At 68.2% G+C, this 22,078-nt stretch carries 15 protein-coding genes; all 15 read right to left on the bottom strand.

What is annotated here, in order from left to right:
* Positions 1 to 27 precede the first annotated feature (27 nt).
* Complete coding sequence (locus Q9R22_RS03940; protein WP_131332469.1) at positions 28 to 687, bottom strand: 3-oxoacid CoA-transferase subunit B; 660 nt, start codon at positions 685 to 687, stop codon at positions 28 to 30.
* The gene (locus Q9R22_RS03935; RefSeq protein WP_064845216.1) at positions 684 to 1,382 is read right to left on the bottom strand and encodes a 3-oxoacid CoA-transferase subunit A; all 699 of its coding nucleotides are present in this window, start codon (positions 1,380 to 1,382) and stop codon (positions 684 to 686) included. Before Q9R22_RS03935 ends, Q9R22_RS03940 begins: the two co-directional genes overlap by 4 nt.
* A gap of 32 nt (positions 1,383 to 1,414) precedes the next feature.
* Positions 1,415 to 2,626, bottom strand: a complete 1,212-nt coding sequence (locus tag Q9R22_RS03930; protein WP_064845217.1) for a thiolase family protein — start codon at positions 2,624 to 2,626, stop codon at positions 1,415 to 1,417.
* Between the two features lie 141 nt (positions 2,627 to 2,767).
* The gene (locus Q9R22_RS03925; RefSeq protein WP_131332468.1) at positions 2,768 to 3,166 is read right to left on the bottom strand and encodes a carboxymuconolactone decarboxylase family protein; all 399 of its coding nucleotides are present in this window, start codon (positions 3,164 to 3,166) and stop codon (positions 2,768 to 2,770) included.
* A gap of 146 nt (positions 3,167 to 3,312) precedes the next feature.
* A complete protein-coding gene (locus tag Q9R22_RS03920; protein ID WP_131332467.1) occupies positions 3,313 to 4,101 on the bottom strand; it encodes an alpha/beta fold hydrolase in 789 nt (262 codons plus the stop codon).
* Positions 4,098 to 5,540, bottom strand: a complete 1,443-nt coding sequence (locus Q9R22_RS03915; RefSeq protein ID WP_311254073.1) for a lyase family protein — start codon at positions 5,538 to 5,540, stop codon at positions 4,098 to 4,100. The genes Q9R22_RS03920 and Q9R22_RS03915 overlap by 4 nt, the downstream gene beginning before the upstream one ends.
* The gene (gene pcaG / locus Q9R22_RS03910) at positions 5,540 to 6,112 is read right to left on the bottom strand and encodes a protocatechuate 3,4-dioxygenase subunit alpha (RefSeq protein ID WP_131332465.1); all 573 of its coding nucleotides are present in this window, start codon (positions 6,110 to 6,112) and stop codon (positions 5,540 to 5,542) included. The genes Q9R22_RS03915 and pcaG overlap by 1 nt, the downstream gene beginning before the upstream one ends.
* On the bottom strand, positions 6,105 to 6,917 hold the full coding sequence (gene pcaH, locus Q9R22_RS03905) for a protocatechuate 3,4-dioxygenase subunit beta (RefSeq protein WP_085106480.1): 813 nt from the start codon (positions 6,915 to 6,917) through the stop codon (positions 6,105 to 6,107). The genes pcaG and pcaH overlap by 8 nt, the downstream gene beginning before the upstream one ends.
* A 45-nt stretch (positions 6,918 to 6,962) precedes the next feature.
* Complete coding sequence (locus Q9R22_RS03900) at positions 6,963 to 8,162, bottom strand: 4-hydroxybenzoate 3-monooxygenase (protein WP_311254072.1); 1,200 nt, start codon at positions 8,160 to 8,162, stop codon at positions 6,963 to 6,965.
* 188 nt (positions 8,163 to 8,350) lie between these two features.
* Positions 8,351 to 9,127: an IclR family transcriptional regulator gene (locus tag Q9R22_RS03895; protein ID WP_311254071.1), complete on the bottom strand. Its 777-nt coding sequence runs from the start codon at positions 9,125 to 9,127 to the stop codon at positions 8,351 to 8,353.
* Between the two features lie 268 nt (positions 9,128 to 9,395).
* Positions 9,396 to 13,286, bottom strand: coding sequence for a DNA-directed RNA polymerase subunit beta' (locus Q9R22_RS03890; RefSeq protein ID WP_131332462.1), 3,891 nt, complete (start codon positions 13,284 to 13,286; stop codon positions 9,396 to 9,398).
* Between the two features lie 65 nt (positions 13,287 to 13,351).
* On the bottom strand, positions 13,352 to 16,861 hold the full coding sequence (gene rpoB / locus Q9R22_RS03885) for a DNA-directed RNA polymerase subunit beta (RefSeq protein WP_131332461.1): 3,510 nt from the start codon (positions 16,859 to 16,861) through the stop codon (positions 13,352 to 13,354).
* 239 nt (positions 16,862 to 17,100) lie between these two features.
* Positions 17,101 to 17,844 (bottom strand): MBL fold metallo-hydrolase, encoded by a 744-nt coding sequence (locus tag Q9R22_RS03880; RefSeq protein WP_098054410.1) that lies wholly within the window; start codon positions 17,842 to 17,844, stop codon positions 17,101 to 17,103.
* Between the two features lie 134 nt (positions 17,845 to 17,978).
* Positions 17,979 to 19,124 carry a glycine cleavage system aminomethyltransferase GcvT gene (gcvT, locus tag Q9R22_RS03875; protein ID WP_131332460.1) on the bottom strand — a complete coding sequence of 382 codons (1,146 nt, stop codon included), beginning with the start codon at positions 19,122 to 19,124 and terminating at the stop codon, positions 17,979 to 17,981.
* On the bottom strand, positions 19,121 to 22,024 hold the full coding sequence (gene gcvP, locus Q9R22_RS03870) for an aminomethyl-transferring glycine dehydrogenase (RefSeq protein WP_131332459.1): 2,904 nt from the start codon (positions 22,022 to 22,024) through the stop codon (positions 19,121 to 19,123). Before gcvP ends, gcvT begins: the two co-directional genes overlap by 4 nt.
* Positions 22,025 to 22,078: the final 54 nt, after the last annotated feature.

Below are 22,078 nucleotides of genomic sequence, written 5' to 3'. Positions count from 1 at the left end.
ACACTACCCGGCAGAATACCGAGCGGGTCACTGGGCGGGTGTCAGCTCCACATCCACCTGCTGGGCGAGTTCGTCGAAGCCGACACCGAAGGTCTCGCGCACCGTGACCTTGCCGTCCTCGAGGAGGAACACGCCGAGGTCCGTGTAGATCCGGGACACGCAGCCCACGCCCGTGAGCGGCATGGTGCACTCCTTCACGAGCTTCGACTGACCCTTCTTGGTCTTCAGGGTCATCATCACGAAGGTCTGCTTGGCGCCGGTGGCGAGGTCCATGGCACCGCCCACGGCGGGGATCGCGTCCGGCTTACCGGTGTGCCAGTTGGCGAGGTTGCCTTGCTGGTCCACCTGGAACGCACCCAGCACGCAGCAGTCCAGGTGACCGCCGCGCATCATGGCGAACGAGTCCGCGTGGTGGAAGTACGAGCAGCCCTCGGTCTCGACCACGGGGATCTTGCCGGCGTTGATCAGGTCCGGGTCCACCTCGTCCCCGTGGGCCTCCGCACCCATCCCGAGCATCCCGTTCTCGGTGTGCAGGGTGACGTCGTCCTCGGCGCTGAGGTAGTTGGAGACCAGGGTGGGCTGGCCGATGCCCAGGTTCACATACGCCCCGGCGGGGATGTCCCGCGCCACGACCTCCGCGAGTTCCTCCGGGCTCAACGGGTGATCACTGTTCTGCAGAACGCTCATGCCGCACCTTCCTCTCGCGGGTCCTGCTGCTGGGGCCGGTTGATCTGCACCACGGTGTCCACGTAGATCCCAGGGGTCACCACGACCTCGGGATCGATCTGCCCGCGCTCCACGATGTCGCTGACCTGCACGATGGAGTGCGTGGCCGCCGCAGCCATGATGGGGCCGAAGTTGCGCGCCGTCTTGCGGTACACGAGGTTGCCGGCCTTGTCCGCCCGGTACGCCTTGGTCAGGGAGAAATCCGCGTGGATGGGATACTCAAGCACCTGGTGCTTGCCGTCCAGCTCGCGCACCTCCTTGCCCTCGGCCAGGGGCGTGCCGTAACCGGTGGGCGTGAAGAACGCCCCGATCCCGGCACCGGCGGCGCGGATCCGCTCGGCGAGGTTGCCCTGCGGGACGACCTCGAGCTCGATCTCACCGGCGCGGTACTTCTCATCGAAGTGCCACGAGTCCGACTGGCGCGGGAACGAGCAGATGATCTTCTGCACGCGGCCCAGCTGGATCAGCTTGGCGAGACCCACGTCCCCGTTGCCGGCGTTGTTGTTCACGACCGTGAGGTCCTTGGCGCCGTGTTCGATCAGGGCGTCGATGAGTTCCACGGGCTGACCGGCCACACCGAAGCCGCCGATCATCACGCACGCACCGTCGTGGATGAGCTCCACGGCCGCCGCGGCGCTGTCTGCAATGTTGAGCATGGTGTGCCTTTCTCGAAAAGGTTGGAGGGGTCTCAGCCCTGGGCGTTCTCGTTCTCGAGCACCACCGCGAGGCCCTGCCCCACGCCGATGCACAGGCTGGCCACACCCCAGCGCTGCCCGCTCTCCTGCAACCGGCGGGCCAGGGTCCCCAACACGCGGGTCCCGGAGGCGCCGAGCGGGTGGCCGATCGCGATGGCCCCGCCCCACTGGTTGACGATGCTCTGGTCCACACCCCACTGGCGCAGGCACGCGAGCGACTGCGCGGCGAAGGCCTCGTTGAGTTCCACGGCGGCGACGTCGTCCCACGTGATCCCCGCGCGGCGCACGGCGATGTTGGCCGCCTCCACGGGCGCCTCACCGAAGAACTGTGGTTCGTTGGCGGCGGCACCGCGGCCGGCGATACGGGCGATGGGCTCGCGACCGAGCAGCTGCGCACCGCGCTCGCTGCCGAGCCACACGGCGGACGCGCCGTCGTTCATGGGAGAGGAGTTACCGGCGGTGACGGTCGCGTTGTCACCGCTGCGGAACACGGTGCGCAGACCGGCGAGCGTCTCCGGGGTGGAGTCCCCGCGCACGGTTTCGTCCCGGGTGAGCTCCACGCCCTTCTTGGTGTTGGGTGCCACGCTGACCGTGATGTCGTCGTACTTGCCCTCGTCCCACGCCTTGGCCGCGAGCTGGTGGGAGGTGGCCGCGAACGCGTCCTGGTCCTCGCGCGAGATGCCGTGCTTCTCGCGCAACTGCTCGGTGGCCTCACCGAGGGACACCGTCCACTCACTCGGCATGTCCGGGTTCACGAGGCGCCAGCCCAGGGTCGTGTTGGCGAGCTCGAGGTTCTGCATGGGGTAGGGCCGCTCGGTCTTGGGCAGCACCCACGGCGCGCGGGACATGGACTCGACGCCGCCTACGAGCAGCAAGTCCCCTTCCCCCACCTCGATCTGACGGGAGCCCATCATCGCGGCGTCCAGGGACGAACCGCACAACCGGTTGATCGTGGAGCCGGGGACGGACACGGGCAGACCCGCGAGCAGCGTGGCCATGCGCGCCACGTTGCGGTTCTCCTCACCGGCGCCGTTGGCGTTGCCTAAGTAGACCTCGTCGATCGTGGCGGGGTCCAGCTCGGGTGCGCGCTCCACGAGCGTGCGCACCACGAGGGCCGCGAGGTCGTCGGGACGGTGGCTCGCGAGCGCGCCACCCACCTTCCCGAACGGGGTACGGATGGCGTCGTAGACGTATGCGTGGTTCATGGGGATCCTCACCGTGGTAACTCACCCGGCCGCGGCCGGGGCGGCGCCGGGCTCGGGTGTCCGGTCACCGCGTTGCATGTGGTCAGTCTAGAGCGCAGTGATCGCGATGTGAACACTTGTTCGCATGACGAACAACTCCGGTCAACCCGAGTACTCCGACAGCGCCTTCTGCGCGTGCTTGAACGCGTTGTTGGCGGACGGGACGGAGAGGTAGATCGCGGACTGCAGCAGGATCTCCTTGATCTCGTCCGTGCTCAGCCCGTTGCGCAACGCCGCCTTGACGTGCATCTCGAACTCCTCCCAGTGACCGACGGCGATCAGCGCGGTCAACACGCACGCGCTGCGCATCCGGCGGTCCAGGCCGGGCCGGGTCCAGATCTCGCCCCACGCGTAGCGCGAGATGAAGTCCTGGAAGTCCTCCGTGAACTCGGTCTTGCCGGATTCCGCGCGGTCCACGTGGGCGTCCGAGAGCACCTCCCGGCGCACGGTCATCCCGTCCTGCAGGGCCTGTGCTTCGGTGCGTTGCGAGCGTGGGTTCATGTTTGTTCCTCGTTCCTGGTCTCGTGCTGGTTCGTGTCGTCGTTCCCGAGCTCGTGGCCCGTCATGCCGCGTCCCGTGAATCCGTGTCTCGTGCGCTCGCGGCTCCCCGCGGGTGCCGCGGATCGATCGAGCGCGCGTGGACCGCGTCAGCGCGCGGCCGCCACGAGCTCCGCGATCGTGTGGGCCACGAGCTCGGGTGCGGCCACAGGTACGAGGTGGGCGGCGTCGTCGACGACCTCGCAGCGCGCGTGCAGCGCGTCCGCGAGACCCTGGGCGACGTCGGGCCCCACCATGGCGTCCTGCGCACCGGCCACGACTGCGGTGGGGACGGACGCGGGGCGCGTGCGCTCCCGCACGTCGAAACCACCCAGCGCACGGCAGGCCGCGGCGTAACTGAACCGGTCCGTCCCCTGCAGGTCGTGCAGCAGCGGGGTCCCGCGTTCCGAGTGCTCGGCCAGGAAATCGGGGGCGAACCACGCCTTGGCACACCCGATCACCTGGGTGGGTGTGCCGGCACTCGCGACGAGCTCGGCCCGCTCGCGCCACATCCGCGGGTCCGGGAAGTAGTTGCTCGTGGCGATCAACGCCGCGGACGCCACCCGCTCGGGATCCTGGGCGAGCAATTGCTGCACCGCCGCTCCCCCGATCGAGGTCCCCACCATGTGCCACGACCGCGCACCGGTGTGCTCGGTGACGGCGTCCGCCACGGCGCGGGCGAGTTCTCCGAGCGTGAATTCCTGCGCGGGATCGCTGACCCCGTGGCCCGGAAGGTCCCAGCCGATCACGTGGAACCGCTCGGCCAGCAGCGGGGCCACGGCCGCGTAGAGATGGGTGACCGAGGTGCCCAGTGCGGGGCCGAGCACCACGAGGGGCGCACCCTCCGCGAGGTCCTGCGGTCGGGTGAATTCCACGAGTCCCGGTGCGGGAACCGTCATGCCGTCGTCCTTTCCTCGTGCCGGGCCACGGCCCGGTCACACAGTTCGCCCGACGCGCCCAGGTAACCGCGCGGGTCCAGCAGGCTCCGGACCCAGCGGGTCACGGCCTGCGGATCCCCGACGGACACTCCCTCGGGCAGAGTCGGGTCCTCTTGCGCCGCGATCTCCCGCGCCAGGGCGCTCGCGAGCGCGTCCGCGTCCCACGGCTCGGCGCGCACCGCGGCCTGCACGCGCTGTTTCGCGTTCTTGCCCTCGCGCTCGCTCAGCACCGGCGCGAGTGCCGCGCTCAGCCGTTCCGCCATCACGCCCGTTCCCGCGCGCTCAAGGTTCTGCGCCATGCGCTCGGTGTCCACCGTGAGCCCCCCGGCCAGCTCGGCAGCGTGCGACGACGCCGCGGTCGCCAGTACCGCGAGCTCGCGCAACGCGGCCCATTCGGCATGCCAGCCGCCGTCCGGGCGTTCGTCGTCCGCGGCGCTCGCACCCGCGAACACCTGGGACAGCAGCCCCGGGGCCGCGATGCCCGTGCGCTTGAGCAGTACGCTCAGCACGGGGTTCTGCTTCTGCGGCATGGCCGAGGAAACACCTCGCCCCTCCGCGGTGGGTTCGCGCAGCTCCCCCACCTCCGGCCGGGACATCATGAGGACGTCATTGGCCATGCGGGCCAGTGCGGCGGTGGTCTGCGCGTAGCCGCTCGCGACCCGCAGCACCGGCACGCGGTCGGTGTGCCACACACCGTTCGGCAGCTCCAGGCCGAGCTCGTCCGCCCAGTGGCCCAGCAAATCGGTGACCCGCCCGAAGGTCTGCTCCGACGTTGCGCCGTCGGAGCAGCGGGCCATCGTGGCGGCCAGGCTCCCGGACGCCCCGCCGTACGACACGGGAAGCCGTGCGGCGAGCACGGCGTCCACGGCGTCGTCGACCGCTGCGAGCCACGAGGCGGCCTTGAGACCGAAAGAAATGGGGAGTGCGTGCTGGGTGAGGGTCCGTCCGACCATCACGGTGTCGCGGTGCTCAGCCACGATGCGAGCGAGAGCATCCCCCGTGCGGGCGAGGTGCGCGAGGATGCTCGAGCGGACGTCATGCATCACCAGCGCGAGGGCCGTGTCCATGACGTCCTGGCTGGTCAACGAGGCGTGCACCGCACTAATCGGCGCGCCGTTCTCCTCGGTGACCGCCGCACGGTAGGCCGCGAGCAGGGGGATCACGGGATTGCCCCCGCCCTCGGACGCGATCGCGAGGTCGTTCAGGGCCGCTTCGTCGAGCGCCACGCTTTCAGCTGCGGCGTGGGCCGCCCGAGCGGCGTCGGGCGCAACGAGCCCGGACCGCGACTGGGCCGCGACCCACGCGTCCTCCACACGGAGGATCGCGCGGGTCACGGCACGGTCGTCGGCGAGCTCTGCGGCTCGGTGGCTCCCCGGAGTGAGAAGACCGGTGAAGATCATCAGATCCCCGGGTAGGCCAGGAACACGGTCTCGCGGTCCCCTTGCAGGTGCACGTCGAAGTGCAACGAGCCGTCCGACTGACGCTCTGCGATCATCGTGGCGCGTTCGGCCTCGGACAGCGAGGACAGCAGCGGATCGTTGGTCAGTGCGTCCGCATCCTCGGGGAGGTACACGCGGGTGAACAGGCGGTTCAGCAGACCGCGCGCGAACACCGTGAGGCAGATGAACGGGGCCTTGCCGTCCTCGGTAGGGCCGGGGTTGACCGTGGTGAAGTCGTAGTGCCCCACGTTGTCCACCGCCACGCGGCCGAAACCGGTGAAGGTGTAGCCGTCCCGCTTGAGCGAACCGGGCTCCTGCGAGACCTGGCCGTTCTCGTCCGCCTGCCAGATCTCGAGCATGGAGTCCGGAACCGGCGTGCCGTGGCCGTCGTACACCGTGCCGTGCAGGCGCACGGCGTTCGGGTGCGAACGGTCCACGAGGAATTCCCCGCCCTCGTAGGGCAGCGCGTAGCCGTAGAAGGGTCCGATGGTCTGGCCCGGGGTGGGCACCAGGCGCTCAGTGTTCTCAGACATTGCTGTCGTCCTCCGTCCAGGTTCGGTTCGAACCGCTCAGCACGATGTCCCAGCGGTAGCCGAGCAGCCATTCGTGCTCGGAGATGTCGTGGTCGTAGTCCGCCACGAGACGCTCGCGCGCCTTGGGGTCCACGATCGACTGGTAGATGGGGTCCAACGCGAACAGCGGGTCACCCGGGAAGTACATCTGGGTGATCATGCGCTGCGTGAAGTCCGTGCCGAACAGCGAGAAGTGCACGTGCGCGGGGCGCCATGCGTTGAGGTGGTTCTTCCACGGGTACGGGCCCGGCTTGATGGTGATGAACGAGTAGGAACCGTCGTCACCCGTCAGACAGCGGCCCACGCCCGTGAAGTTCGGGTCGATCGGGGCCGGGTGCTGATCGCGCTTGTGGATGTAGCGACCGGCGGCGTTGGCCTGCCAGATCTCCACGAGCTGGTTGCGCACGGGGCGGCCGTCGCCGTCCAGGATGCGCCCGGAGATCCGGATCCGCTCACCGATGGGCTCGCCGCCGTCCTGGATTGTCAGATCCGACTCCAGCGCGTGCACGTCCCGCTGGCCGAAGGCCGGCGCGTAGAGCTCGATGGTCTCCGGGTCCGCGTGGCGGGGGTCCTTGGTGGGGTGACGCAGGATCGAGCTGCGGTACGGGGCGTAGTCCAGACGAGGCTGGGTCTCCTCCGTGCCGGCCTTCTCGTACTGCTTGCTGATGGCGGCCATCTCGTCGTTGAGCTGGTTCTGGGTGTCGGCGGCGTCGTCCGCGCCCTTGACGTACGGCGGGTCGAAGGTGTCGTCGTTCTCGGTGGTCATGATCATCTCCTCGGGTGAGTGGATCGGAGTCTAGGTCCGGTGTGCTCAGGTGCGGTCCTGCCAGACGGTGTATGACTCGGCGAAGTAGCCCGAGCCGTACGTGGAGTTCGTGACGGTCTCGAACTCGCCCCGGCGGCGCTTCATGTTGAAGGGGTTCTCCCCCGGCTGGATGTGCATCAGGTTGGTGACCCAGTACGAGAAGTTCTGGGCCTTCCAGATCCGGTCCAGGGCCTTGGCGGAGTACCCGGCCAACCCGCGCTCGTCACCGGAACCGAAGAACTCGATGATCGCCGGCGCGAGCACCCGCACGTCGCAGAACGCGAGGTTCAGACCCTTGGCGCCCGTGGGCGGCACGGTGTGCCCGGCGTCCCCCACCAGGAACATGTTCCCGTAGCGCAGGGGCTCGCACACGTACGAGCGGAACGGCAGCACGGTTTTGTCGAAGATGGGCCCGCGCTGCAGCTGCAACCCGTCCGGGCCGTCGATGCGCCGCTGCAACTCGGTCCAGATCCGCTCGTCGTCCCAGTCGTCCACGTTCTCGTTGGGGTCGCACTGGAAGTACATGCGCTGCACGGTGTCGCTGCGCTGCGAGATCAACGCGAAACCGTACTGCGAGTTCGCGTAGATGAGCTCGGGGGCCGACGGCGGCGCTTCGCACAGGATCCCGAACCACGCGAACGGGTACTCGATGAAATTGTCCGTGCGCACGTCCTGCGGGATCTGACGCTTGCAGATGCCCTTGGAACCGTCCGCGCCCACGAGCAGGCGGCTACGGATCTCGAGCTTCTCGCCCTCCTTGGTGGTGCACAGCACCGTGGGCTGCTCCGTGGTCAGGTCCCGGACCTCGGTGTCCGTGACTTCCCAGCGCACGTCACCGCCGTCGCGCTCGCGCGCCGCCGCAAGATCCACGAAGACCTCGTTCTGGGGGTACAGCCACACGGAGTGACCCACGAGCTTTTGGAAGTCGATCCGACGGCTCTCGCCCTCGAAGCGCAGCACGGTGCCCTCGTGCTCGTGGCCGTGCGACAGCACGCGCCCGTCCACGCCGGTCTCGGCGAGCATCTGCACGGTCCCCGCTTCGAGGATGCCCGCGCGGTGGGTGTTAGCGATCTCGTCGTGGCTGCGTTTCTCCACGACCACGTTGTCGATCCCGGCCCGGTACAACAGGTGGGAGAGCATCAGTCCGGCGGGCCCCGCCCCCACGATGGCCACCTGGGTGTCGATGATCGTTCGCTCCTCGAGCATGTGTCCTCCTTGCGCACGTTGTGGGTCACATTATGTTGGAGCCACATGGCGCGTATCTCATTGATTCCGTTCAATGGGACGGGGGTCGCGTCTGTGACGCGGGGTACGACATGGCTGCGGCCGGTACGAGGCTCCCCGTTGCGCCTTGGGCGGAGGGGTTTCCCGCGAAGATCACCCACAAGAGGTTGTCAGAATGTCCCCAGGGCGCGGGAGATCCCGTGGCCGGCAACCCGTAACGTTTGCACGATGGCCGAGACGTCCGGATCCCGCATGTCGCTCAGGGGCAGCACCGCTCCTAGGGCCGCCGCGCGGTGCCCCGGGGGGACCTTGAGTGGGACCGCCACTCCCCCACTGCCCTCGTCGATGCGTTCGCGCTGGATCGCATAACCGCGCTGCGCGAAGACCCGCAGGTCCGCCGCGAAGCGTTCCTTGCCCACGAGGGCACCGCCCGGTTCGTCCGCGACCGCCCGCGCCGCGGCGGCGTCATGGTACTGCGCGATGAACTCGTCCGAACAGTGGCACAACAGGGCGAGACCCGTGGCCGAGCGGTGCAGTGGAAGGCGTCCGGCGACGATCGAGCGCAGTGGGACCGCCGAGTCACTCGCGGCGATCCGCTCGGCGAACAGGACGTCGTGGCCCTCGATCACCCCCACGTGCACGTGTTGGCGCAGCACCGCGTGCACGTCCGACATGAACGGGATCGCGACCGCTGCGAGGTTCTCGGCGGATGCCGCGCGGGACGCGAGCTCCCATAACCGGGTCCCCACCCGGTAGGTCTGCGCGGAACCGGACTCGAGCCACCTCGCGCGCTTCATGTCCCCCAGGATCCGGTGCACCGTGGAGGATGGCAACCCGGTGGCCGCGCAGATCTCGCGGAAGGTCAGCTCGGGACGTGCGGGGCCGAACGCGTCCAGGACGCGATCGAACCGGGTGATCAGTGATTCACCGGACGCCGAGTTGGCCATGCTTCGCCTCCGTTCATGGCTCCCGCGAAAGCCGAACCGCGGGATCCTTGCCCGCTCCAGCCTACGACCCCGCGGCCGTGCCTCTCCCGGCACGAGGCCGCGGCGAGGGTGGCCGCGACCGGGACGAACGCGTTCGGGTCGGTCGCAACCGGGGCGCGGTGGCCGGGTACCGCGCCGTCGTCCGGAACGGGTCCGGGTACGCGAGAGCCCGGGTGGCCCTCCCCGAAGGGAAGCCCACCCGGGCTCTCAGATCACACGCCTACTCGGCTCAGTGACCGCCGAAATCGTAGTCGTCCAGGGGGATCGCATGGAACTCGGAACCGAGCCCCCCGGCGTTCTCCTCGGCGTAGCTGAAATCGGTGAACGCGGAGGGATCCGTGAACATGGAGGCCTTGGCCTCCTCGGTGGGCTCCACGTCCACGCTGTTGTACCGCTCCAGACCGGTACCGGCGGGGATGAGCTTACCGATGATCACGTTCTCCTTCAGACCCAGAAGCGGATCCGACTTGCCCTCCATGGCGGCCTGCGTGAGCACACGGGTGGTCTCCTGGAAGGACGCGGCGGACAGCCACGAGTCCGTGGCCAGGGAGGCCTTGGTGATGCCCATGAGCTCCGGACGCCCGGCCGCGGGACGCTTGCCCTCCGCCACCGCGGCGCGGTTGGCCTCGAGGAAGCGCACGTTGTCCACCAGCTCACCCGGCAGCAACGAGGTGTCGCCGGACTCGATGATGGTCACGCGCCGCAGCATCTGGCGCACGATGACCTCCACGTGCTTGTCGTGGATGCCCACGCCCTGGGAGCGGTACACGCCCTGGACCTCATCCACGAGGTGCTTCTGCGCCTCACGAGGACCGCGGATACGCAGTACCTCCTTGGGGTCCACGGCACCGGTCACGAGCTGCTGACCGACCTCCACGTGATCGCCGTCCGCGACGAGCAGCTTGGCGCGGCGCAGCACCGGGTAGGCGAACTCCTCGTCACCGTTGTCCGGGACCACCACGATCTTCAGCGACTTGTCCGTGTCCTCGATGCGGATCCGGCCGGCCACCTCGGAGATTGGGGCCACGCCCTTGGGCGTGCGGGCCTCGAACAGCTCCTGGATACGGGGCAGACCCTGCGTGATGTCACCGTCCGAGGACGCCACACCACCGGTGTGGAACGTACGCATGGTCAGCTGGGTACCGGGCTCACCGATGGACTGGGCGGCCACGATGCCCACAGCCTCGCCGATGTCCACCAACTGGTTGGTGGCCAGCGAACGGCCGTAGCACGCGGCGCACACGCCCACGGCGGACTCGCACGTGAGGACCGAGCGCACGCGCACCTGGTCCACACCGGCGTTGTAGAGCTTGTTGATCATGGCGTCGGACATGTCCGCGCCCGACTCGGCAAGCACTTCGCCGTTCTCGTCCGCCACGGCGCTGGCCAGCACGCGGCCGTGCACCGTGTTCTCGATGTCCTCGTGCAGCGTGCGCACACCGGTGTCGGTGATGTCCGCGAGCGGCAGGGTCAACCCGCGCACCGTCTGGCAATCGGACTCTCGCACGATCACGTCCTGCGAGACGTCCACCAGTCGACGGGTCAGGTAACCCGAGTTGGCGGTACGCAGAGCGGTGTCCGCGAGGCCCTTACGCGCACCGTGGGTCGCGATGAAGTACTCCAACACGGACAGGCCCTCACGGTAGGAGGACTTGATCGGTCGGGGCATGATCTCGCCCTTGGGGTTCGCCACCAGACCACGGATACCCGCGATCTGACGCACCTGCATCCAGTTACCACGTGCACCGGAGGAGACCATCCGGTTGATCGTGTTCCCGGCGGTCAGGTTGTTGCGCATGGCCTCGGCGACCTCATCGGTGGCCTTGGACCAGATGTCGATGAGCTCGGAGCGGCGCTCGTCGTCGTCGATCAGACCCTTGTCGTACTGGCCCTGGATCCGCGCGGCCTGCGCCTCGTAGCCCTCCATGATGGCGGGCTTCTCCGGCGGGGTGGCGATGTCCGAGATGGCCACGGTGACACCCGATCGGGAGGCCCAGTGGAAGCCGGCGTCCTTGAGGTTGTCCAAGGTCTTGGCCACCTGGGTCATGGGGTAACGCTCTGCGAGGTCGTTCACGAGCGCGGACAGGTGCTTCTTGTCCGCGACGTTCTCGTCCCACGGGTAGTCGGCAGGCAGCGTCTCGTTGAACAGCACGCGACCAAGCGTGGTCTCCACGACGGCGGGCTGACCTTGCTCCCAGCCCTCGGGCGCTTCCCACCCGGCGTACGGCACGAAGTCCTCGAGCTCGATCTTGCAGCGCGAGTTCAGGTGCAGCTCACCGGAGTCCGCGGCCATGATGGCCTCGGCCACGGAGGAGTAGCTGTTGCCCTCCCCGGCCCAACCCTCACGCACGGTGGTGAGGTGGTACAGGCCGATGATCATGTCCTGCGAGGGCAGGGCGATCGGCTTGCCGTCCGAGGGCTTGAGGATGTTGTTCGAGGACAGCATCAGCACACGCGCCTCGGCCTGCGCCTCCGGAGACAGCGGCAGGTGCACGGCCATCTGGTCACCGTCGAAGTCGGCGTTGAACGCGCCGCACACGAGCGGGTGCAGCTGGATGGCCTTGCCCTCCACGAGCTGCGGCTCGAACGCCTGGATGCCCAGACGGTGCAGGGTCGGTGCGCGGTTGAGCAGCACGGGGTGCTCCGTGATGACCTCTTCCAACACGTCCCACACCTGCGGGCGGTAGCGCTCCACCATCCGCTTGGCGGACTTGATGTTCTGCGCGTGGTTGAGGTCCACGAGGCGCTTCATCACGAAGGGCTTGAACAGCTCCAACGCCATCTGCTTGGGCAGCCCGCACTGGTGCAGCTTGAGCTGCGGGCCCACCACGATCACGGAACGACCGGAGTAGTCCACGCGTTTGCCCAGCAGGTTCTGACGGAAGCGGCCCTGCTTGCCCTTGAGCATGTCGGACAGCGACTTCAACGCACGGTTGCCGGGGCCCGTGACCGGGCGACCGCGGCGGCCGTTGTCGAACAGCGAGTCCACGGCCTCCTGGAGCATGCGCTTCTCGTTGTTCACGATGATCTCGGGCGCACCGAGGTCCAACAGCCGCTTGAGGCGGTTGTTGCGGTTGATCACACGACGGTAGAGGTCGTTGAGATCGGACGTCGCGAACCGGCCACCGTCCAGCTGCACCATGGGGCGCAGTTCCGGCGGGATCACCGGGACGGCGTCCAGTACCATGCCGAGCGGCGAGTTGTTCGTGGTCAGGAACGCGTTGACCACCTTGAGGCGCTTGAGGGCGCGGGTCTTGCGCTGACCCTTGCCCGTGGCGATGGTCTCGCGCAGGGCCTCGGCCTCCGCGGCGAGATCGAAGGTCTCGAGGCGCTTCTTGATGGACTCGGCGCCCATGGAACCCTCGAAGTACATGCCGTAGCGGTCCACCATCTGGCGATACAGGGCCTCATCACCCTCGAGGTCGTTGACCTTGAGGTTCTTGAAACGGTCCCAGACCTTCTCGAGGTAGTCGATCTCACGATCGGCGCGCTTGCGCACGTTCGCCATCTGACGGTCTGCGGAGTCACGCAGCTTGCGCTTCTCGGCGGCCTTGCCGCCCTCCTCCTCGACGCGCGCGAGATCGTTCTCGAGGTCACGGGCGATCGCGTTGATGTCCGCGTCGCGGGTGTCCTCAAGCTGCTTCTTCTCACGGTCGATCGCGGCCTGTAGGTTGGGCAGGTCGTCGTGACGGGCCTGCTCGTCCACGGACGTGATCATGTACGCCGCGAAATAGATGACCTTCTCGAGGTCCTTCGGGGCGAGGTCCAGCAGGTATCCCAAGCGCGAGGGCACGCCCTTGAAGTACCAGATGTGGGTCACGGGAGCGGCGAGCTCGATGTGACCCATCCGCTCACGACGCACCTTGGCGCGCGTGACCTCCACGCCGCAGCGCTCGCAGATGATGCCTTTGTAGCGCACACGCTTGTACTTACCGCAGTAGCACTCCCAGTCCCGGGTGGGGCCGAAGATCTTCTCGCAGAACAAGCCGTCCTTCTCAGGCTTGAGCGTGCGGTAGTTGATGGTCTCGGGCTTCTTGACCTCGCCGTAGGACCAGCCGCGGATCTGATCCGCGGTCGCGAGGCCGATACGCATGAGGCCCAGTGAAGAATCGTTGGACATAAGGTCCTGTCCCTCTTTCTAAAATCCTGAAGTGTGTTCGGGCTGATCGATGAACGAAAGGGGTCTCAGACCTCTTCGACCGAGCTGGGCTCGGAGTGGGAGAGGTCGATACCGAGTTCGTCCGCAGCCCGGAAGCTGTCGTCCTCGGAATCACGCATTTCCACCGCGTTACCGTCCGCGGAGAGGACCTCCACGTTCAGGCACAGGGACTGCATTTCCTTGATGAGCACCTTGAAGGATTCGGGCACACCCGGTTCAGGGATGTTCTCGCCCTTGACGATCGCCTCGTACACCTTGACGCGGCCGTGGACGTCGTCCGACTTGACGGTGAGCAGTTCCTGCAGGGTGTAGGCCGCGCCGTACGCCTCGAGCGCCCACACCTCCATCTCACCGAAACGCTGACCGCCGAACTGCGCCTTACCGCCCAGCGGCTGCTGGGTGATCATGGAGTATGGGCCGGTGGAGCGCGCGTGGATCTTGTCGTCCACCAGGTGGTGGAGCTTCAAGATGTACTGGTAGCCCACGGACACGGGGTCCGGGAACGGCTGACCGGAACGGCCGTCGTAGAGCTTGGCCTTGCCGGAACGCCCGATCAGGCGGTCACCGTCCCGCGTGGGGTTGGTGTGGTCCAGCAGGTCGAAGATCTCGTCCTCGCGCGCGCCGTCGAACACCGGGGTGGCCACGTTAGTGGGACCGGTGGACTTCGGGAAGTTGCTCAGACCGTGCAGCCACTCGGGGTCGCCCTCGATGTTCCAGCCCTGCTTGGCGAGCCAACCGGTGTGGACCTCGAGCACCTGGCCCAGGTTCATACGACCGGGCACGCCCAGCGGGTTCAGGATCACGTCCACGGGGGTGCCGTCCTCCATGAACGGCATGTCCTCGATGGGCAGGATCTTGGAGATGACGCCCTTGTTGCCGTGACGACCGGCGAGCTTGTCGCCGTCCGTGATCTTGCGCTTCTGCGCCACGTACACGCGCACGACCTGGTTGACGCCGGCTGGGAGGTCGTCGTCCTCGTCGTCGCGGTCGAACACGCGCACACCGATCACGGTGCCGGACTCGCCGTGGGGAACCTTGAGGGAGGTGTCACGGACCTCGCGGGACTTCTCACCGAAGATCGCGCGCAGCAGCCGCTCCTCCGGGGTCAGTTCGGTCTCGCCCTTGGGCGTGACCTTACCCACGAGGATGTCACCGGCCTGGACCTCGGCACCGATGTGGATGATGCCTCGCTCGTCCAGGGCGGAGAGCACCTCTTCCGACACGTTGGGGATGTCACGGGTGATCTCCTCGGCACCGAGCTTGGTGTCGCGGGCGTCGATCTCGTGCTCCTCGATGTGGATGGACGTCAGGACGTCCTCGGAGACCATGCGCTGGGACAGGATGATGGCGTCCTCGTAGTTGAGGCCTTCCCAGGACATGTACGCAATCAGCAGGTTCTTGCCCAGTGCGAGTTCACCGTGGTCGGTGGAGGGCCCGTCCGCGATCACGGTGCGGGGCTCCACGCGGTCGCCCTCGGAGACGATCACGCGCTGGTTGTACGTGTTGCCCGGGTTCGAGCGCACGAACTTGTTGATCGGGTAGAGCTTGGTGGTGCCGTCGTCGTTCAGGACGGTCACGAGGTCCGCGGAGACTTCCTCGACCACGCCGGACTTGGTGGCCAGCACCGAGTCGCCGGCGTCCAGGGCCGCGTAGCGCTCCATACCGGTGCCCACGAGCGGCGCCTCGGACGTGAGCAGCGGCACGGCCTGACGCTGCATGTTGGCGCCCATGAGCGCGCGGTTGGCGTCGTCGTGCTCGAGGTACGGGATCAGGGCGGTGGCCACCGACACCATCTGGCGCGGGGACACGTCCATGAACTCGATGTCCGTGGGGGCCACGAGCACCGCTTCACCCGAGCCGTCGGAGGCACGCGCGAGGACGGCGTCCTCGGCGAAGCGACCGTCGTCGGTCAACGGAGCGTTGGCCTGCGCAATGGTGAGCCCGCGCTCGTCGTCCGCGGTGAGGTAGACGACGTCGTTGGTTACGGTGCCGTCCACGACGCGGCGGTAGGGCGTCTCGATGAAACCGAACGGGTTGATCCGCGCGTAGGTCGCGAGCGAACCGATCAGACCGATGTTCGAGCCTTCCGGCGTCTCGATTGGGCACATGCGGCCGTAGTGCGAGGGGTGCACGTCACGGACCTCCATGCCCGCGCGATCGCGGGAGAGGCCACCGGGACCCAGCGCGGATAGACGACGCTTGTGCGTGAGGCCCGCGAGCGGGTTGTTCTGGTCCATGAACTGCGACAGCTGGGAGGTCCCGAAGAACTCCTTGATCGCGGCCACGACCGGGCGGATGTTGATCAGGGTCTGCGGCGTGATCGCCTCGACGTCCTGGGTGGTCATCCGCTCGCGCACCACGCGCTCCATGCGGGACAGACCCGTGCGGATCTGGTTCTCGATCAGCTCGCCCACCGCGCGGATGCGACGGTTGCCGAAGTGGTCGATGTCGTCCACGTCCACGTGGATCTCACGGGCCTCGCCGTCACGCGTACCGGGCATGGTGGAGCCGCCGTCGTGCAGGGTCACGAGGTAGCGAATCATGGCGACGATGTCGTCGAGGGACAGCACCGAGGCGTCCGAGTCCGTGAACGGCTTGTCCAGACCGAGCTTGCGGTTGAGCTTGTAGCGGCCCACCTTGGCGAGGTCGTAGCGCTTGGGGTTGAAGTACATGTTGTCCAGCAGGGACTGGGCGGCGTCCACCGTGGGCGGCTCCCCCGGGCGCAACTTGCGGTAGATGTCCAGCAGCGCCTCCTCGCGGGTCTCCGTAGTGTCCTTCTCCAGCGTCGCGCGGATGGAGTCGAACTCGCCGAACTCCTCGAGGATCTTGGACTCGGTCCAGCCCAGCGCCTTGAGCAGCACGGTCACGGACTGCTTGCGCTTGCGGTCCAGGCGCACACCCACCTGATCGCGCTTGTCGATCTCGAGCTCGAACCACGCACCGCGGGACGGGATGATCTTGGCGGAGTAGATGTCTTTGTCGGACGTGCGGTCCTGGCCCTTCTCGAAGTAGGCACCCGGGGAACGCACGAGCTGGGAGACGACGACGCGCTCGGAGCCGTTGATCACGAACGTGCCCTTGTCGGTCATCAGGGGGAAGTCGCCCATGAACACGGTCTGCTGCTTGATCTCGCCCGTGTTGTTGTTCATGAACTCGGCCTTGACGTACAGCGGGGCCGAGAAGGTCGCGTCGCGGTCCTTGCACTCGACCATTGTGTACTTGGGGTCGTAGAACTCCGGCTCGGAGAAGGACAGGGACATGGTGCCCTGGAAGTCCTCAATCGGGGAGATCTCCTCGAAGATGTCGGACAGACCGGAGGTCGTGGGAACGCTGGTGTCACCCGTCTCCTGGGCTTCGACCACGCGTGCCTGCCAGCGCTCGTTGCCGACCAGCCGATCGAAGCTGTCGGTCTGCAGAGCAAGCAGGTTGGGGACGTCCAGCGGTTCGTGGATCTTCGCGAAGGAAACGCGGCGAGGAGTGTTATCACTCGTGGGGTGGTTGGCGGAGACGTTCGTATCGGTGCTCGAGGCGACCAAGATGTGATCCTTCCACAGACATGCAGTGAATACGCGAGGTTCCCGGGGAGAGAAAAAGGGGCCGGTTTTCGATGCTCGTCGACAACCGCCCCTGCGGCGCCCACCGCTATATGAAGGCACGCATGCATAAGGGACAACGCAAAGTACTAGCTTAGGCGAACTGCGCCCGTTTGTCCACACCGGTGCTGGACGAAATCCCGTCCGGGCCGTAAGATGCCCGCCCCTCGGGCGGCGCACCCTCAGGCGACCCCGTTCTCCCGGGCCAGTTCGACGGCGCGTCCCACGCCTTCACGCCACGGGTCGCCGTGTCCGGGCAGCACCAGGGTGGCTCCCGTGACCTCGAGTGCGGCGAGGGATTCCACGGCCATCGCGCTGTCCGCGGTGGCGGCGCGAGCCACGATGCGGGGGCCCGTGAGACCCGAGTAGGGGTCCAGGGTCACGAGCGCGTCCCCCGATATCACGGCGTCCGCTGTGGGGACGTACAGCGCGCAGTGCCCGTACGTGTGGCCCGCGGTGAACACGACCCGCGGGCGGCCCGGGACGGGGACGGTCTCCCCCGCGGTCAGCTCGCGGGTCACGGTCACGCCCCGCACCATCGCGGCGCCACCGGCAATCATGGAGGCGAGGATCGGCACGGCGCGCGGGTGACGCAGCGGGTAGACGGCCGTGGGGTTCTCGTGCGCGTAGCTGTAAGGGTGTGCCGCGAGGTGCTTGTCCCGCTGGTGGGCGTAAACGGGGATCCCGAGCCGGTCCACGAGTTTCGCGGCGACCCCCACGTGGTCGAAGTGCGCATGGGTCAACACGAGCGCTTTGATGTCCTCCGGGGCGTGGCCGAGTTCGCGCACGGCCCACCCGAGTTCGTTCCACACCCTGGGCAGACCGGCGTCCACGACCGTGAGGCCGTCCGAGTCCTCCAGGACATAGCAGTTCACGTTGTGGTTCTGGATCATATGGATCCCGGGGGCGGCGTCGCGCAGGAACACGGCGTTCTCCTTGTCCGTCCCGCCCCGATCACACGGGGCGGGACCCTCACCGGCCCGCGCGGTCCTCGGAACGTGCACGGCGGAGCGGGCCTGCCTAGAGACTACTCCGGGCGGCTCGCTCCCCACACCACCCTTCAGGACCGCTTGTAGAAGGGCAGCGCGGTGCGCGTGACCTCCACGGCGCGCCCGCGTGCGTCCTGGACGCTCACCTCACCGGCGTCGATCCCGTCGACGGCGTCCGTGGCCACGAGCGCCATGGCCACCGGCTTGCCCAGCGTGGGCGAGGGCAGCCCGCTCGTCACCTCACCCACGGTGCGCTCCCCCACGTGCACGGTGTAGCCCGCGCGCACGGGTTTGCGACCCAGGCCCTCCAGACCGATGAGGGTGCGTTCGGGCGTGCCTTCCAGCATCGCCGCGAGCACGTCCCCGCCAACCGTGGTGGTGCCGGCCTCCGCCTTCCTGCGCAGGGCGATCTCCACGAGCTTGCCGAGTCCCGCTTCGACCGGGGTGATCTCCGTGGACAGTTCGTGACCGTACAGCGGCATCCCGGCCTCGAGCCGCAGGGAGTCGCGCGCCGCGAGACCCGCCGCTCCCACGGGGGCCTCCTCCGTGCCGAGCTCGGCCGCGGTCGCCAGGAGCGCGTCCCACAGCACGGGCGCGTCCTGGTTGTCGCAGTACAGTTCGAAACCGTCCTCGCCCGTGTACCCGGTGCGGGCCACGAGCACGGCCACGTCCGCGCAGCGTGCGCGCACGCACGCGTAGTACTTCAGCGCGGCGACGTCCTCGGCCGGTTCCAAGCGCGTGGCCTCGAGCACCTCGAGGGCGCGCGGACCCTGGACGGCGATCAGCGACGTCGCCGGACCGTTGTCCGTGACGCGCACGTCGAAGCCCTGGGCGCGCTCCTGGAGCGCACGCACGACCGTCTCCTGGTTGCCCGCGTTCGGCACCACGAGGTACTCGTCCTCGTCCGTACGGTAGGTAATGAGGTCGTCCAGGATCCTGCCCTGTTCGTCCACGATGATCGAGTACTTGGCGCGGCCCACCGTGAGCCCGGAGAGCACACCCACGAGGGCGTAGTCCAGGAACGCGCCGGCCTGCGGACCCGAGACCGAGACCTCCCCCATGTGGGACAGGTCGAAGATCCCGGCGCCGCGGCGCACCGCGTGGTGCTCGGCGGTGTCGCTCGCGTAGCGCACGGGCATGGTCCAGCCACCGAAGTCGGTGAACCGCGCCCCCAACCGCTCGTGGGCCTCGTACAGTGCGGTGTGCTGCTCGCTCATCGAGTCTCCCCCTGTGCTACTGCTGCGGTGTTGTACGCGGCGTCGAACGCCTCGATGGGCGGGCACTCGCACACGAGGTTGCGGTCCCCCGCGGCGTTGTCGATCCGGCCCACGGGGGGCCAGTACTTGACCCGGCGCAGGGACGCGACCGGGTAGGCGGCCTGCGAGCGCGGGTAGGCGCGCTGCCACTCGTCCGCGGTGAGCACTTGGGCGGTGTGCGGGGCGTTGCGGATCACGGAGTCCTCGAGGGACACGGTGCCGTCCGCGATCTCCTGCATCTCCGCGTGGATCGTGCGCATCGCGGCGATGAACCGGTCCTGCTCCTCGAGGCCCTCGGACTCGGTGGGCTCGACCATCAGGGTCCCGGCGACCGGGAACGCGAGCGTGGGCGCGTGGAATCCGAAGTCCACGAGGCGCTTGCACACGTCCTCAGCCGTGACGCCGGAGGCCTTGGTCATGGGCCGCAGGTCCAGGATGCACTCGTGGGCCACGAGCCCGCCGTCCCCGGTGTACAGCGTGGGGAACACGTCCGCGAGCGCGCGGGAGATGAAGTTGGCCCCGAGCACCGCGGTGCGCGTGGACTCGGTCAGCCCCTGCGCGCCCGTCATGGCGATGTACATCCACGTGATGGGCAGAACCCCCGCGGAACCGTAGGGAGCCTGCGCCACGGGGAAGCCCGCGCCGTGCTCGTCCAGGTCCGCGTCCGCCGGGTTGCCCGGCAGGTACGGCACGAGGTGTTCGGCCACGGCCACGGGACCCACACCGGGCCCGCCGCCGCCGTGCGGGATGCAGAAGGTCTTGTGCAGGTTCAGGTGGGAGACGTCCCCGCCGAAGCGGCCGGGCCGTGCCAGCCCCATGAGCGCGTTGAGGTTCGCGCCGTCCACGTAGACCTGACCACCGGCGTCGTGTACCGCGGCGCACACCTCGGTGATGTCCGTGTCGTAGACGCCGTGGGTCGAGGGGTAGGTGACCATGATGCCCGCGAGCTCGTCCCCCACCGCCTCGATCTTGGCCGCGAGGTCCGCCTGATCGATCGTGCCGTCCGCGGCGGTCGCCACGACCACGACCTTGAGGTCCGCGAGCACGGCCGACGCCGCGTTGGTCCCATGCGCGGAGGACGGGATGAGGATCGTCTTGCGCTGACCCTCGCCGCGGGCCAGCTGGTACCGCCGGATGGCCAGCAGACCCGCGAGTTCACCCTGCGAACCGGCGTTGGGCTGCACGGACACCGCCGCGTAGCCGGTGATCTCCGCGAGCCATGTCTGCAACTGCTCGATCAGTTCGGTCCAGCCCCGGGTCTGATCCGCAGGGGCCAACGGGTGGATACTCGCGAACTCGGGCCACGAGATGGGTTCCATCTCCGCCGCCGCGTTGAGCTTCATGGTGCACGAGCCCAGCGGGATCATGGTGCGGTCCAGCGCCAGGTCCTTGTCGGAGAGTTCGCGCAGCCACCGCATGAGCGAGGTCTCGGAGCGGTGCGTGTGGAAGACCGGGTGGGTCATGTACTCGTCCGTGCGCAGCCACTCGTCCGGCAGTGCGTCCGCGCTCGCGGCTTCCCCGGAGTCCGAGGTGCGCGCGCCGCACGCCTCGGACACCGCGGTGAGCACGTCCTGGACGTCCCGCTGCGTATGGGGTTCACCGAAGCTCACGCCCACCGTGTCCTGGTCGATGCGGCGGAGGTTGATCCCGCGGTCCGCGGCCGCGGCCACGATGCCGTCCGCCCGGCCCGGCGCGGAGAAGGTCACGGTGTCGAAGAACCGCTCGTGGGCGACGTCGATCCCGCGCTCCCGCAACCCGGCGGCGAGCTCCGTGGCGAGACCGTGCAGCCGCTCGGCGAGGGCACGCAGTGCGACGGGACCGTGGTGCACCGCGTAGGCCGCGGCCACGATCGCGAGCAGGGCCTGCGCCGTGCAGATGTTGGAGGTCGCCTTCTCGCGTCGGATGTGCTGCTCGCGTGTCTGCAGCGCGAGCCGGTACGCGGGTGCGCCCGAGGAATCGGTGGACACCCCCACGATGCGCCCCGGCAAGGAGCGTTCGGTACCCTTGCGGGTCGCCATGAACGCGGCGTGCGGGCCCCCGAAGAACAGGGGCACCCCGAAGCGCTGGGCCGAACCGACCGCGATGTCCGCGCCCAGCTCACCCGGGCTGCGCAGCATGGTCAAGGCGAGCAGGTCGGTGCTCACGGTCACGAGCGCGCCCGCCTCGTGCGCGGCGTCGATCACCGCGGTGGGATCCGTGACGTCCCCGTCCGCACCGATCTGCGCGACGACGACGCCGAAGACGTCACCCTCCGAGACCGCCCGCGCGGCGGCGTCGGGATCACCGAGGTCCGCCGTGACAAGCTCGATACCCGCGGCACGGGTGCGGCCCGTGAGCACGGCGAGGGTCTGGGGCAGGCTGCGGCTGTCCACGAGCACGCGCAGGCTCTTGGATCGGCGGTTGGCGCGGCGCATCATGAGCACGGCCTCGGCCACGGCGGAGGACTCGTCCAGAAGGGACGCGTTGGCCACCTCGAGGCCGGTGAGGTCGATCACCGCGTTCTGGAACGTGAGCAGCAACTCGAGCCGGCCTTGGGAGATCTCGGGCTGGTACGGCGTGTAGGACGTGTAGAACCCGGGGTTCTCCAGGATGTTGCGTCGGATCGCGGCGGGCGTCACGGTGTCGTGGTAGCCCTGCCCGATCATCTGGCGCATCACGGTGTTGCGCGCAGCGATCGAGCGCAGGGCCGCGAGGGCCTCGGGCTCGTCGAGGGGTTCCGGCAGGTCCAGGGCGTCCCGGACACGGATGCTCTCGGGGACGGCGCGGTCGATCAGTTCGTCGAGGCTGGCTACCCCCACGGTGCGGAGCATGACGGCCATGTCATCGGCGTCGGGGCCGATGTGGCGTGACAGGAAGGACATACGAGGGTCTCCTGGGCTGCTTGTGGGCGCGCGAGGGCCCGGTGAGTCCTCCCC

Origin of the sequence: Kocuria sp. PD6, assembly GCF_031844145.1 — a bacterium.
In the GTDB taxonomy this organism is placed as follows: domain Bacteria; phylum Actinomycetota; class Actinomycetes; order Actinomycetales; family Micrococcaceae; genus Kocuria; species Kocuria marina.
The sequence above is the reverse complement of the archived record's forward strand: the minus strand, read 5'-3'. Positions and strand labels throughout refer to the sequence as shown.

Coding starts and splice junctions, on each gene's coding strand:
- Q9R22_RS03920 (WP_131332467.1), bottom strand. CDS start 4,101: ATGACGGTTCCCGCACCGGGACTCGTGGAATTCACCCGACCGCAGGAC.
- gcvT (WP_131332460.1), bottom strand. CDS start 19,124: ATGAGCGAGCAGCACACCGCACTGTACGAGGCCCACGAGCGGTTGGGG.
- pcaG (WP_131332465.1), bottom strand. CDS start 6,112: ATGTCTGAGAACACTGAGCGCCTGGTGCCCACCCCGGGCCAGACCATC.
- pcaH (WP_085106480.1), bottom strand. CDS start 6,917: ATGACCACCGAGAACGACGACACCTTCGACCCGCCGTACGTCAAGGGC.
- Q9R22_RS03940 (WP_131332469.1), bottom strand. CDS start 687: ATGAGCGTTCTGCAGAACAGTGATCACCCGTTGAGCCCGGAGGAACTC.
- Q9R22_RS03900 (WP_311254072.1), bottom strand. CDS start 8,162: ATGCTCGAGGAGCGAACGATCATCGACACCCAGGTGGCCATCGTGGGG.
- Q9R22_RS03925 (WP_131332468.1), bottom strand. CDS start 3,166: ATGAACCCACGCTCGCAACGCACCGAAGCACAGGCCCTGCAGGACGGG.
- Q9R22_RS03930 (WP_064845217.1), bottom strand. CDS start 2,626: ATGAACCACGCATACGTCTACGACGCCATCCGTACCCCGTTCGGGAAG.
- Q9R22_RS03895 (WP_311254071.1), bottom strand. CDS start 9,127: ATGGCCAACTCGGCGTCCGGTGAATCACTGATCACCCGGTTCGATCGC.
- Q9R22_RS03915 (WP_311254073.1), bottom strand. CDS start 5,540: ATGATCTTCACCGGTCTTCTCACTCCGGGGAGCCACCGAGCCGCAGAG.
- Q9R22_RS03890 (WP_131332462.1), bottom strand. CDS start 13,286: ATGTCCAACGATTCTTCACTGGGCCTCATGCGTATCGGCCTCGCGACC.
- gcvP (WP_131332459.1), bottom strand. CDS start 22,024: ATGTCCTTCCTGTCACGCCACATCGGCCCCGACGCCGATGACATGGCC.
- Q9R22_RS03935 (WP_064845216.1), bottom strand. CDS start 1,382: ATGCTCAACATTGCAGACAGCGCCGCGGCGGCCGTGGAGCTCATCCAC.